Here is a 12985-nt window from a genome sequence, read left to right on the forward strand (position 1 = left end):
AGAAGCCTGATGCAAAGCAGCCGGCCGGGGCGGCCAACTGATCAAAAACCGCTCATCCGCCAATATCAAAACTTTTTGATACAGCTATTGCCCACCCTGTAGCCCGCGACTAGACTGCGCGACCTATGAGCCTGCGCCTGCCCGAAATCCGCCACGACGACTGCGACCAGTTGGCTGCCCTGTGCAAGGCTGGTGGCGATCCGCTGCGGCTGAACGTGCTGCGCGCCTTGGCCAACGACTCGTTCGGCGTGCTGGAGCTTGCACATATCTTCGGCGTCCGCCAGTCGGGCATGAGCCACCACCTGAAGGTGCTGGCCCAGGCCGGGCTGGTCGCCACGCGGCGCGAAGGCAACGCGATCTTCTATCGCCGCGCCCTGCCCCAGGCCGACAGCCTTGGCGGCACGCTGCACGGCGCGCTGCTCGACGAGGTCGACAGCCTGGTGCTGCCGGAGGACGTCAGTGCGCGCATCCTCGGTGTGCATGCCCAGCGTGCCGCTGTGAGCCGCACCTACTTCGCCCGTAGCGCGGAGAAGTTCCAGGCCACGCAGGACCTGATCGCAGGACTGCCGCAATACCGCGAAAGCGTGCTGGCGCTGCTCGATGCACTGAGCTTCGCCCCCGGCGCCACGGCGCTGGAAGTCGGCCCCGGCGACGGTGGATTCCTCCCCGAGCTGGCCCGGCGCTTCGACGAGGTCACCGCGCTGGACAACAGCGAGGCGATGCTCGACATGGCGCGGCAACGCTGCGCCAGCGAAGGTTTGAACAACGTCCGGCTACGGCTGGCCGACGCCCTGCAGGACGCCGATGACGCGGCGGACTGCGTGGTACTGAACATGGTGCTGCATCACTTCGCCGCACCGGCGGAGGCCCTGAAGCAGCTGGCGCACCTGGTGAAGCCCGGTGGCAGCCTGCTGGTGACGGAGCTCTGCAGCCACGACCAGAGTTGGGCCCGCGAGGCCTGCGGTGATCTGTGGCTTGGGTTCGAACAGGAAGACCTGGCCCGTTGGGCCGATTCCGCGGGGCTCGCGCCCGGCGAAAGTGTGTACATCGGTTTACGTAATGGCTTTCAGATCCAGGTGCGGCACTTCGCCAAACCGGATTCGCGAAGCGTCCTCACCCACCGGTAAATGATAGGAACCGTTAGATGAGCGAATACTCTGTTTTCACCTCTGAGTCCGTCTCCGAAGGCCATCCCGACAAGATCGCGGACCAGATTTCCGATGCGGTGCTCGACGCCATCATCGCCAAGGACAAATACGCCCGCGTGGCCTGCGAAACCCTGGTGAAGACCGGTGTCGCGATCATCGCCGGCGAAGTCACCACCTCCGCCTGGGTCGACCTGGAAGAGCTGGTGCGCAAGGTCATCATCGACATCGGCTACAACAGCTCCGACGTCGGCTTCGACGGCGCCACCTGCGGCGTGCTGAACATCATCGGCAAGCAGTCGGTGGACATCAACCAGGGCGTGGACCGCGCCAAGCCTGAAGACCAGGGCGCCGGCGACCAGGGCCTGATGTTCGGCTACGCCAGCAACGAAACCGACGTGCTGATGCCCGCGCCGATCTGCTTCTCCCACCGTCTGGTGGAGCGCCAGGCCGAAGCCCGCAAGTCCGGCCTGCTGCCGTGGCTGCGTCCGGACGCCAAGTCCCAGGTCACCTGCCGCTACGAGAACGGCAAGGTGGTCGGCATCGACGCCATCGTGCTGTCCACCCAGCACAACCCGGAAGTCAGCTACAAGGACCTGCGCGAAGGCGTGATGGAGCTGATCATCAAGCACGTCCTGCCGGCCGAACTGCTGCACAAGGACACCCAGTTCCACATCAACCCGACCGGCAACTTCGTGATCGGCGGCCCGGTGGGCGACTGCGGCCTGACCGGCCGCAAGATCATCGTCGACTCCTACGGCGGCATGGCCCGTCACGGCGGCGGCGCTTTCTCCGGCAAGGACCCGTCCAAGGTGGACCGTTCCGCTGCCTACGCCGGCCGCTACGTGGCCAAGAACATCGTTGCCGCAGGCCTGGCCGAGCGTTGCGAGATCCAGGTGTCCTACGCCATCGGCGTGGCCCAGCCGACCTCCATCTCGATCAACACCTTCGGCACCGGCAAGATCAGCGACGAGAAGATCGTCCAGCTGGTTCGCGAGCACTTCGACCTGCGTCCGTACGCGATCACCAAGATGCTCGACCTGCTGCACCCGATGTACCAGCCGACCGCGGCCTATGGCCACTTCGGCCGCAACCCGTTCGAAATGACCTACGGCGACGACACCTTCACCGCCTTCACCTGGGAGCGCACCGACAAGGCTGCCGCCCTGCGTGACGCTGCCGGCCTGTAAGGTCCGTCTTCGGAAAAGCCCCGCCTCGGCGGGGCTTTTCGTTTCTGGCATCCGACACAGCGCGCCGAATAATCCACGCGCTCCTCGGCATCGTCCCCTGCGGGCGGCCTCTAGGCTGACGCTCTCCCCGCAGCACGGACGCTCGCCATGCCCCGCCTGATCCTCGCCCTATCGATTTACCTGCCACTGACCGCTCTCGGCTGCCCGCAATGGACGCCCGAACAGGCCGCCAGTGAAGTACAGGCCCTGCAGACCCAACTGGCACAGTGGGACGACGCCTATCACCGACAGGGAAACTCCCCCGTCGCCGATGAGCTGTATGACCAGGCACGCGAACGGCTGCGGGAATGGCAGTCCTGCTTTCCGGAGATCCCAACGGCCGCCGATGCGCCCCTGGCCAGCAGCGCCGGTGAAGCCCGTCACCCGATCGCCCACACCGGCCTCGACAAGCTCCCGGATGCCGCCGCCGTGCGCGGGTGGCTGACGAACCGCAGCGACCTATGGGTGCAGCCCAAGGTCGACGGCGTCGCGGTCACCCTGGTCTATCAAGATGGGCGGCTGCACCAGGCGATCAGCCGTGGCAATGGCATCGCGGGGCAGGACTGGACGGCCAACGCACGACAGATTCCCGCGATTCCCCAGCAGTTGCCCGACGAGCGCGGCCGGCTGGTGTTGCAAGGGGAACTCTACTGGCGTCTATCGCAGCACGTGCAGGAACGTCAGGGTGGACTGGGCGCACGCGGGAAAGCCGCCGGACTGATGGCGCGTACGTCGTTCGGCAGCGAAGGCGAGCGGATCGGCCTGTTCGTCTGGGAGCTACCGGAGGGCCCGCTGGATATGCCGGAGCGCCTGCAACGTCTACGGCAGCTGGGCTTTTCCGACAGCGCCGAACTGACGAAGCCGGTCGCCGGATTCAGCGAAGTCGAAGCCTGGCGCGAGCGCTGGTACCGCCAGCCACTGCCCTTCGCCAGCGATGGCATCGTCATTCGCCAGGGCCGGCGCCCGCCGGGCAGAAACTGGAGCGCACAGACACCAGGCTGGGCAGTCGCCTGGAAGTACCCCCATCAACAGGCGCTGGCCGAAGTCCGCCGGGTCGAATTCAAGGTCGGGCGCAGCGGGCGGGTGACGCCCGTGCTGCACCTGGCACCGGTGGAGCTGGACGGGCGCACCCTCCAGCGCGTCAGCGCCGGTTCCCTGAAGCGCTGGCGCAGCCTCGACATCCGACCCGGCGACCAGGTTGCCATCGCCCTCGCCGGCCTGACCATTCCGCGCCTGGACGGCGTGGTCTGGCGCTCGCCCACGCGCAGTGACGTTGCAGCGCCAGCGGACGGACAGTACGGCGCCCTGACCTGCTGGCAGCCAATGGCGGGCTGCGAAGAGCAATTTCTCGCTCGGCTGGAGTGGCTGGGCGGCAAGCAGGGACTCGCGCTTTCCGGCGTGGGGCCGGGTACCTGGCGGCGCCTGCACGAAGCCGAACTGCTACCAGGCATGCTCGACTGGCTGGAGTTGACGCCCGATCAGCTGTCGCAGGTGTCTGGCCTGGGCGAGCGCAGCGCGGCGAAGCTGCACCAGCAGTTCCAACTGGCCCGCCAGCGCTCATTCAGCACCTGGTTGCGTGCGCTCGGTGCGCCCTCTGTCGACGCCTTGCCGCCGGGAGAGGGCTGGACCGCCCTGGCCGCCCGCAGTGCGGAGCAATGGCAGGCGCAACCGGGCATCGGCAAGGTGCGCGCCGTCCAGCTGGAAAGCTTCTTCAACGCGCCGGACGTCATGCAGCTGCGGCAACGACTGCATGACGTCGGCATCGCCGGTTTCTGACGGCCTCAACGCATCCGGAACGCTTCCTGATGGAAGCGGTTGCGCGGCATGCCCTGGCGGCGCAAATCACGCTGCAGCAGTTCGGCCAGCCCCTGCGGGCCGCAGAACCAGACGCTCGGCCAGCGCCCCTGGGGGCCGGGCTGCAGTTCGAGATCACTCGCCTGCAGGCGACCTTCGCTCTCGCTGTAGTGGATGCGCAGGTCGATGCGCGGCAGCCCACCGCACAGGTCACGCAGGCGCCCCGCGTAGATCGCGTCCGAGGGGGCACGCACGCAGTACAGCAACGTCACCTCCGGGCAGTCCTCGGGCTTGCCCTGCAAGGACTCCAGCCAGGCGAGGAACGGCGTGATGCCGATCCCGCCTGCAATCCACACCTGGCGCTCCCCCTTGTCGCGGCGGAAGTCGAAGCGGCCGTAGGGCCCTTCCACTTTCACCGGGTCGCCGACCCTCAGGCTGTCCTGCAAGCGCTGCGTATAGTCGCCCAGCGCCTTGATGCTGAAGCGCACCTCGCCGTTGCCGAGGTCGGCGGACGACAGGGTGAAGGGATGCTGTCCTTCCAGGCGATCGCAAGTCAGGAAGGCAAATTGTCCGGCACGATGCCGCCAGCGCCCCTGCAGCTTGCAGGTGACCTCAAGCATGCGCTCGCCGGGCCGCTCGACCGCCACCACGACACCCTCATGGGTGCGCTTGCGGCCAATCCGCCCGCTCAGCGACCAGAGCGCGCAAAGGCTGCCCACGGCCGCACAGACCGCCACCAGCCAGCCGATCGGCTGCGCCCAGTAACCCGCCGGCGCCAGCACCACGGCGTGGAAGGCCAGCACCAGGTAAACGACCGCAAGGGTTTTGTGCACGTAGCGCCACAGGTGGTAGGGGAAGCGCTGCCAGAGCGTGATCACCAGCATGGCCGCCAGCAGCCAGGCCGACCATTCGCCCAGGTCCTTGGCCGAGCCACGGAAGACGTCGAGGAAGGCCTCCACCCGCGGCCCCTTGGCCGGCTTGGTGAAGAACTCCGCGAGCAGCGGCCCGCCCAGCTCCAGCAGGTAGTGCAGCAGACCGAGCACGATGGCGAGGATGCCCGCCCACTTGTGCGCCTGGTACATGCGGTCCAAGCCATCCAGCGGCCGCTCCAGCCAGGCGGGGCGCACCGCCAGCAACATGATCAGCGACATCAGGGCGAAGGCTGCGACGCCGGTGAACAGGATGGCCTGCTTGCGGACGACCCAGACGTCCAGGGTGGCCGGAGGGTCGATCAGCAAAGCCAGGCCGAAGACCGCCGCGACGGCGGCCAGGATGATCCAGATGAGTTTCATGGAGGTCCTCCCAGACTGCTTTTCCAAGCGAAAACTGAAGGATTCCTCTGAATCATCCCTTAATTTCGTGCGGGATCTATCCCATGACTGGCCATGCCATGACTCAAGTCAAGGGCTGGGCAATCCAGGCAAGCCGCGCGCAGAATGAACACCCCCGGATGCTCCGTGACCGACCATGCGCCTGCGTATCCTCTCCGACCTTCACCACGAACACTTCCCAGGTGGCCGCGTGCTGCCGGATGCGGCTGCCGATGTGGTGATCCTCGCCGGCGACATCCACGAGCACCTGCAGGGGCTGCACTGGGCGCGCGAGGCGTTTCCCGATACCGAGATCGTCTATGTCGCCGGCAACCACGAGTTCTACCACTCCGACCTGCCGGAGCTGACCCAGGCCATGCGCAACCTGGCCCGCGCGCTGGAAATCCACTTCCTGGAGAACGATGCCGTCGTGCTGGGCGATGTGCGCGTGCTCGGCGCAACCCTGTGGACCGACTTCCAGCTCTATGGCGAACGCGGCGCGGAGCTTGCCATCGAACAGGCGCTGCAACTGATGCCGGACTTCCGTTGCGTGGACTATTTCACCCAGCCGTTCACGCCGGAAATGAGCCGGGACCTTTGCGAAGCCTCCTGCGAATGGCTGACGGCCGAATTAGCGCAGCCCTTCGCCGGACGCACCGTGGTGGTCACCCACCACGCCCCCTGCGGCCGTTCGATTCCCGAGCCCTATGTCGGCGACAGCCTGTCGCCGGCCTTCGCCTCGAACCTCGAATCGCTGGTGGAGCGCTGCGATTTGTGGGTGCACGGGCATGTCCACGAGCGCCAGGACTACCGCATCGGCAAGGCTCGGGTGGTGGCCAACCCCGGCGCCTATCCGGGCGAGGACAGCGGCTTCGACCCCTGCTGGGTGATCGACCTCTGAGCCTCAGCGCGGCAGTTCGCTGAAGAACCGCCAGATCTCCGCCGGGCCGTCCAGATCCGGGTCCGCCAGCCCCAGCAGGCGCGGCGGGCGATACACCGGTTGTGACAGCAAGTGCCCGCCGCCGTGCACCGTCACCAGCTCCACCGGTGCCGCGCCAGTCACGTTCCAGCGTTGCCGCTCCGTCCAGATCGGCCCGACCGAGGTCAACCGGTCCTGGGTTGGCTGGCCGCTCTGGCCGTTACGTCGTGCCAGCGCCAGCGCGGATTCCTCCGCGGACAGCACTCGCCCCCGGTTGCCGAAGCCGAACAGCGTCACCACGCCGCCTGTGTAGGGATTGATCGGGTCGCGCGTGCCATTCATCAGCAAGGTTGCCTTGGGCTGCTGGGCGGGCTGACAGGCATCGTTGTCCGCGCTCGGCAAACTGGCAGCGATGGCGGCCACGCCATCGACCTTGTCGGCGGCTTCGGCCGCCATGCGCAGCGCCATCTGCCCGCCATTGGAATAACCGGCGATGAAGACGCGCGCGGGATCGACCCCACGCTGGCGCTGCAGGCGCTCGATCATCGTTGAAAGGAAACCGACGTCATCGATATTCAGGCGACGCGCGCTGTAGGTGGCGGCCTTGCGGCAGTCATTCCAGTGCCCCTCGACGCCATCGGGATAGAGCACCAGGAAGCCCTCGCGGTCTGCCAGGGCATCGAAGCGATAGCCACTGTCACGACGCATTCGCTCGCCATTGCTCATGGAGCCGTGCAGCACCACCAGCAAGGCCGGCCGCTCGGCGAGCTGCCGCGGCGCATAGAGCACGTAGCTGCGCCGCCGCTCAGCGAGGCGGATCGAGGAGTCCTCGCTGGTCCCACTCAGCGTAGGTCGTTGCCGCAGTTCCCCCGGCAGGTACCACCAGACTCCCACCAGCAGCAACATCACGAGCAACAGGATGAGTCCCTGCACGACGCGAATTGCGATACGCATGGCGTCTCTCCTCGCCCGCTCCACGGGCTTCGTGAACGTCGGCCTTGGTCCAGGACAACACGCGCGGCGCCACTCCATGACAAACTCTAGCCGTCACATTCGAACGTCTTAGTCTTTGGTAACCCAGGAATCCGAAAATGTTCCGAAGCTCTGTCCTGATGGCCGCCCTCCTCACCCTCGGCTGCACTACGCCGCTGCTGGCTGCCGAAGCCCTGACCGGCTGCGCCGCCAAGCAGGACGCCATCGAACGCCAGCTCGAAGAGGCCAAGGCCCACGGCAACGACAACCGGGTCGCCGGTCTGCAGACGGCGCTGGAGAAGGTGAAAACCTACTGCACCGACGCCGGCCTGACGCAGGAGCGCAAGCAACGGGTGCTGGATGCGGAGCAGGAGGTCAGCCGGCGCGAGAAGGACCTGCGCAAGGCGATGGACAAAGGCGATGCGCAGAAGATCGAGAAGCGCAAGAACAAGCTGGCCGAGGCCCGCGCCGAGCTGGAGCAGGCCAAGCGCGAACTGGAGGAGTGATGCGTACGGGCGCGGTTGTAGGCCGTTGCACCCCGCCCCGTCGTCAGCTCCGGAGCTGAGTTCGGAGCGTTCCGGGACCAAGGCCAAACGGCGTATAACGTTGAACGTTACACGCCCTACGTTCCGGATATTCGCAGGACCCAGTCAGCGCTCCGCAGGGTAATCCGACCCTGGTCCGGGTTCGCGAGCAAGCTCGCTCCTACAGGGGCGCGCCGTGCTTTTCGTAGGAGCGAGCTTGCTCGCGAACCGCACGGCACGGCACGGCACGGCACCGAGCGCGAATCAGGCGCGCCCGCTATCGACTCAGAGCGCGCGGAATTTCTTGTGGCAGGCTTCGCAGGCGTCTTCCACCGCGGCGAAGTCCTTGCGCACGCCCTCGGGCGTCGGCGCGGCATTGCGGGTGTTCTCGCCCAGGGCTCGGACGGCCTGCTGGAAGGTCTTGGCGTCGGCCTGGAACTCCAACTGGCGCTGCCAGATTTCCGCCTTGGCGCGGGTATCCTCGTTTTCCACCTGATCAGCCGGCGGCTGGGTGCTGGGGAAGTATTGCCAGGGCTTGTCCGCCAGCTCGCCCAGCTTGGTCGAGCCTGCGCGGAACTTGTCCGCATCGAAGGGGATGCGACCGCGCAGCATGCCGCCCATGTCCTCACTGGTCTTGAGCATCTCCTTGAACACCACCTGGCGCTTGGCCTCCGGCGAGTTGGGATCCAGGCGATGGCAACCGGCAAGCGCCGTGCCGGCGAGCAGCAGAACGAGCAGGGTCTTCAGCTTCATGGGAGAACTCTTGTAGGACGGCGAAACACGGAAGCGCCGGATTATCCGCCCCGATTTCCGAATGATCCAGAGCATCGGGAAGCGGCTGCGGCTATCCGCCGCAGCCGCCTGGATTTCGTTCAGCCGCCGTTCAGCCACCCATCAGAGCTTCATCACCAGCATCCCCGCCAGCACCAGACTGCACGCCGCCAGGCGCGGCAAGCCGAAGGGCTCCTTGAGGAAGCGCATGCCGAACAGTACCACCAGCAGCACGCTGGTCTCGCGCAGGGCCGCGGCCTCGGCGATGGAGCCCAGTTGCATGGCCCAGAGCACCAGCCCGTAGCTGAGCAGGACACAGAGACCGACGCTGATACCGAGCTTCCAGTCGTTGATCCAGAATTTGGCGAAAGCGCGGGTGCGGCCGACCATGGCCATCACCGGGAACGGCAGGCCGGAGAGCAGCGACAGCCAGACCAGGTAGTCCAGCGGACGTGGCCAGAGTTTCAGCGCGTTGCCGTCGATCCAGGTGTAGCTGCCGATGCACAGCCCCATCAGCAACACGGTGGGATAGGCGATCCAGGGCAGCTTCGAACCGCCGCCGCCCTTGAGCAGGAACAGCATGCCCAGCGGGATCAGCAGGATGCCGAGGATCTGCTTGCCGGTCAGGTGCTCGCCGCCGAAATACAGGGTCAGCGCCAGCACCACCAGCGGCGAGAGGCCGCGCATCAGCGGATAGACCAGCCCCAGGTCGCCGACCTTGTAGGCCTGGATCAGCAACACCCGGTAGACCAGCTGCAACGACACGGCGGCCAGCAGCCAGGGCCAGACCTCGGCGGGCGGAATCGCGATCCAGGGCAGCAGGGCCAGCGCGGCGCCCAGGCCGACCATGTCCATGCAGGCGACCACCAGCAGGCGGTCATTGCTGAATTTGACGAGGGTGTTCCAGGTGGCGTGCAGCAGGGCGGCCAGCAGCACCAGGGTAGTGGCGAGCACGGAATGACTCCTGGTATATACCAGATCGATTCTACCCTGAGCGCCCCTACCGCCGGCAAGCGCCCGCGCTTTCGGACATTTCCCGCTGCGTACTCGGCCGGAACTGGCCTAGACTGGGCATTTCCGCCTGCACGAGCCCTTGCCATGCCACGTCTGATCAAGTTCCTGACCTGCTACATCCTCGTCACCCTGCTCTCCGGCTGCGGCTACAACGCCATGCAGGCCGGCGACGAACAGGTGAAGGCCGCCTGGTCGGAAGTCCTCAACCAGTACCAGCGCCGCGCCGACCTGGTGCCCAACCTGGTCAGCACCGTGAAGGGCTACGCCGCCCACGAAGCCAGCGTGCTGACCCAGGTGACCGAGGCCCGCGCCAAGGTCGGCAGCACCACGCTCAATGCCGATCAGTTGGGCGACGAAGCGGCGGTCAGGCGCTTCCAGCAGGCCCAGGGCGAGCTCAGCTCGGCGCTCTCACGCCTGCTGGTGGTCTCCGAGAACTACCCGCAACTCAAGGCCGACGGCCTGTTCAAGGACCTGCTGACCCAGCTCGAAGGCACCGAGAACCGCATCACCGTCGCCCGCGGCCGCTATGTGAAAGCCGTGCAGGCGTACAACGTGCTGATCCGCCAGTTCCCGGAGGTCATCACCGCGAAAGTGCTCGGCTACCAGCCCAAGGCCAACTTCAGCGTGGAGAACGAAGCCGCCATCTCTACCGCGCCTAAAGTCGACTTCGGCAACGCCCCGGCGCAGCCCGCACAATGATCCTGGCGCGCGGGCTGCTGGCCGCCCTGCTGCTGTGCTGGGCGGCCCTGTTGCAGGCCGCGCCAGTCGCCATCCCGCCGCTCAGCGCGCGCGTCACCGACCTCACCCAGACCCTCGACGCGGGCCAGCGCACTCAGCTCGAAAGCCAGCTCGCTGGCCTGGAGCAACGCAACGGCGCGCAGATCGCCGTGCTGCTGATTCCCTCCACCGGCGAGGACAGCATCGAGGATTACGCGGTACGCGCTTTCGAGCAGTGGAAGCTGGGCCGCAAAGGTGTGGATGATGGTGTGCTGCTGGTGATCGCCAAGAACGACCGCACGCTGCGCATCGAAGTTGGCTACGGGCTGGAAGGCACCATCACTGACGTGCAGGCCGGACGGATCATTCGCGAACAGATCGTCCCCTTCTTCCAGAAAGGCGACTTCGCAGGAGGCGTCCAGGCCGGCGTGAACAGCCTGGTCGCCCTGATCGAACCTCCGGCCAACGCTGCCGCACCGGACAGCACCGATGACGAGCTGCCGCGCACCGGCCCTGCCGAGAACTACAGCGATACCTACTCCAACCGCAATGCCGCGGCCAGCGAGGAAATCCCGCCCACGCGCCTGGCGGCGATGTTCGGCCTGCTGATCGGCGTACCGCTGCTGGGCATGCTGCTGCCGGTGTCGTGGATGCGCCAGCGCAGCATGGGCCGTTACCTGCTGTGCAGCGCCGTAGTGGGTGCGGCGGCCTCCGGCGTGCTGCTGCTCAGCGAGGCGAACCCTGCGGCGCTGCAACAGCAGATGATCGGCGCCTTCTCGATCCCGCTGGTGCTGTACATCTTCTTCCTGCCGCCGATGTGGCTGACCATGGGCGTGCTGCAGCTGCTGATGAGCATCCTCAGCTCCATCGGCCGAGGTGGTCGCGGTGGCGGCGGAGGGGGCGGCGGGTTTCGGGGCGGCGGTGGTTCCAGCGGCGGCGGCGGTGCCTCCGGCCGCTGGTAACGACCGCTGAGAATTACAGGGCGGCGACGCCCTGTTCTTCCTCGCGGATCGAGCGCAGCACCTGGCGCTGCAAGTCGATGAACTCGGCGCTGGCGGCCATGTCCTCGTGGCGCGGGCGGCCGAGCTTCACATCGAAGGTGGCCTTGATCCGTCCCGGCCCCAGGCCCATCACCACGATGCGGTCGGACAGGTAAACCGCCTCTTCCACATCGTGGGTGACGAACATCACCGTAAGGCGATGGGTTTCCCAGATCCGCGTCAGCAGTTCCTGCATCTGGTGACGGGTCATGGCGTCCAGCGCACCGAAAGGCTCGTCCATCAGCAGGATCTTCGGCCGGTAGGACAGCGCGCGGGCAATCGCCACGCGCTGCTTCATGCCGCCGGACAGCTCGTTCGGATAGGCGTCGGCAAACTTCGTCAGCTTCACCAGTTCAAGGTGCTCATCGGCGATCTCGCGGCATTGCGCGCGGGACAGGCCGGCCGCCTTGAGGGCGAACTCGACGTTCTGCCGGGCGGTGAGCCAGGGCAGCAGGGTGTAGGACTGGAACACTACGCCGCGGTCCAGCCCCGGCCCGGTGATCGGCACGCCGTCGACCTTCACGCTGCCGCTGTCGAATTCCTCGAGGCCAGCGGCGATGGACAACAGCGTGCTCTTGCCGCAGCCCGAGGTGCCGACGATGGACACGAACTCGTTGTCTGCCAGGGTCAGGTCGATGTTGCGCAGCACCTCACGGCGTGACTGGCCGACCGCGAAGCTCTTGTTCAGGCCGGAGATTTCCAAAGTCGCCATCAGCTGCGCCTCCGGTTGTAGCGGAACAGGACCTTCTCGCCGGCGCGCATGGCCTGGTCGGTGACCAGGCCGAGGAAGCCGAGCAGGAGGATGTAGCCGATGATGGTGTCGGTCTGGAAGAAGCGCTGGGACACGGTGATGCGGTAGCCCAGGCCCGAAGTCGCGGCCACGAGCTCCGCCAGCACCAGCCAGGTCCAGGCCCAGCCGAGACTGATCCGCAGGGCATCCCAGATGCCTGGCAGCGCACTGGGCAGGACGATCTTCAGGAGAATGCGGCGATCCGGCATGCCGAGGGTACGACCCAGGCCAACGAAGTCCGCCGGCACGCGCTTGATCGCGTCCATCACCATCAGCACCTGCTGGAAGAAGGTGCCGATCCAGATGATGAGGAATTTCTGGAAGTCGCTGGTGCCGGCCCAGAGGATGGTCAGCGGGACGAAGGCGACCACCGGCATGTAGCGCACGAAGTCCACCAGCGGCTCGGTGGCGGCCTTCCAGAAGCCGTAGCAGCCGGCGAACACGCCGATCACGATGGACATCGCCGAAGACACCAGGAAGGCCACGGCGATGCGGTACACGCTGACCTTCAGGTCTGCCCAGAGGGTGCCGTCGGCGGCCAGCTTGAGCATGCGTGCCCAGACATCGCCGGGCGCCGGCAGGAATATCTTCGGCACCGCGCCGCTGGCGCCGGCCAGCCACCAGAGCAGCGCCAGCAGCACGAATACGGCGCCGCCGATGAGCAGGAAATGACGCTGCGCGATCGGCTTGCCGATGGTGAACAGCGGGTTGGATTTACGGGCTTTCATGTCGGGCTCGTCGAACGGAGAAAGACGCGCGC

13 protein-coding genes are annotated in these 12985 nt (G+C 66.5%); 7 read left to right on the forward strand and 6 right to left on the reverse strand.

Annotated elements, in window-relative coordinates; all coding sequences use genetic code 11:
• The first annotated feature begins 125 nt into the window (after positions 1–125).
• The 3 genes from O6P39_RS24670 to ligB all read left to right on the forward strand — a co-directional run bounded on the left by O6P39_RS24670 (position 126) and on the right by ligB (position 4150).
• Complete coding sequence (locus tag O6P39_RS24670; RefSeq protein ID WP_275609000.1) at positions 126–1127, forward strand: metalloregulator ArsR/SmtB family transcription factor; 1002 nt, start codon at positions 126–128, stop codon at positions 1125–1127.
• 17 nt (positions 1128–1144) lie between these two features.
• Positions 1145–2335 carry a methionine adenosyltransferase gene (metK, locus tag O6P39_RS24675; protein WP_275609001.1) on the forward strand — a complete coding sequence of 397 codons (1191 nt, stop codon included), beginning with the start codon at positions 1145–1147 and terminating at the stop codon, positions 2333–2335.
• Between the two features lie 147 nt (positions 2336–2482).
• On the forward strand, positions 2483–4150 hold the full coding sequence (gene ligB, locus O6P39_RS24680; RefSeq protein WP_275609002.1) for an NAD-dependent DNA ligase LigB: 1668 nt from the start codon (positions 2483–2485) through the stop codon (positions 4148–4150).
• 5 nt (positions 4151–4155) lie between these two features.
• On the opposite strand, the gene O6P39_RS24685 is transcribed toward ligB, so the two are convergent.
• Positions 4156–5460, reverse strand: a complete 1305-nt coding sequence (locus O6P39_RS24685; protein WP_275609003.1) for a ferric reductase-like transmembrane domain-containing protein — start codon at positions 5458–5460, stop codon at positions 4156–4158.
• Between the two features lie 175 nt (positions 5461–5635).
• On the opposite strand from O6P39_RS24685, the gene O6P39_RS24690 reads away from it, so the two are divergent.
• Complete coding sequence (locus O6P39_RS24690) at positions 5636–6379, forward strand: metallophosphoesterase (RefSeq protein ID WP_275609004.1); 744 nt, start codon at positions 5636–5638, stop codon at positions 6377–6379.
• 3 nt (positions 6380–6382) lie between these two features.
• Here the strand turns inward: O6P39_RS24690 and O6P39_RS24695 are convergent, their stop codons facing one another.
• Positions 6383–7351, reverse strand: a complete 969-nt coding sequence (locus tag O6P39_RS24695; RefSeq protein ID WP_275609005.1) for an alpha/beta fold hydrolase — start codon at positions 7349–7351, stop codon at positions 6383–6385.
• A 137-nt stretch (positions 7352–7488) separates the two neighbouring features.
• Here O6P39_RS24695 and O6P39_RS24700 point away from each other — a divergent pair, with 137 nt between their 5' ends.
• Entirely contained in the window at positions 7489–7875 is a 387-nt protein-coding gene (locus O6P39_RS24700) for a DUF1090 domain-containing protein (RefSeq protein ID WP_275609006.1), read from the forward strand.
• A gap of 303 nt (positions 7876–8178) precedes the next feature.
• Here O6P39_RS24700 and O6P39_RS24705 read toward each other — a convergent pair whose 3' ends face one another.
• Complete coding sequence (locus O6P39_RS24705; protein ID WP_275609007.1) at positions 8179–8646, reverse strand: cytochrome c; 468 nt, start codon at positions 8644–8646, stop codon at positions 8179–8181.
• A gap of 141 nt (positions 8647–8787) precedes the next feature.
• Positions 8788–9618, reverse strand: coding sequence for an EamA family transporter (locus O6P39_RS24710; protein WP_275609008.1), 831 nt, complete (start codon positions 9616–9618; stop codon positions 8788–8790).
• A gap of 144 nt (positions 9619–9762) precedes the next feature.
• On the opposite strand from O6P39_RS24710, the gene O6P39_RS24715 reads away from it, so the two are divergent.
• The gene (locus O6P39_RS24715; protein WP_275609009.1) at positions 9763–10377 is read left to right on the forward strand and encodes a LemA family protein; all 615 of its coding nucleotides are present in this window, start codon (positions 9763–9765) and stop codon (positions 10375–10377) included.
• A complete protein-coding gene (locus tag O6P39_RS24720; RefSeq protein WP_275609010.1) occupies positions 10374–11357 on the forward strand; it encodes a YgcG family protein in 984 nt (327 codons plus the stop codon). The genes O6P39_RS24715 and O6P39_RS24720 overlap by 4 nt, the downstream gene beginning before the upstream one ends.
• Positions 11358–11370: 13 nt before the next feature.
• On the opposite strand, the gene O6P39_RS24725 is transcribed toward O6P39_RS24720, so the two are convergent.
• Both O6P39_RS24725 and O6P39_RS24730 read right to left on the reverse strand, forming a co-directional pair.
• The gene (locus O6P39_RS24725; protein WP_275609011.1) at positions 11371–12147 is read right to left on the reverse strand and encodes an ABC transporter ATP-binding protein; all 777 of its coding nucleotides are present in this window, start codon (positions 12145–12147) and stop codon (positions 11371–11373) included.
• Positions 12147–12953: an ABC transporter permease gene (locus O6P39_RS24730; RefSeq protein WP_275609012.1), complete on the reverse strand. Its 807-nt coding sequence runs from the start codon at positions 12951–12953 to the stop codon at positions 12147–12149. Before O6P39_RS24730 ends, O6P39_RS24725 begins: the two co-directional genes overlap by 1 nt.
• Positions 12954–12985: the final 32 nt, after the last annotated feature.

The organism is Pseudomonas sp. PSE14, assembly GCF_029203285.1.
Classification (GTDB): domain Bacteria; phylum Pseudomonadota; class Gammaproteobacteria; order Pseudomonadales; family Pseudomonadaceae; genus Pseudomonas.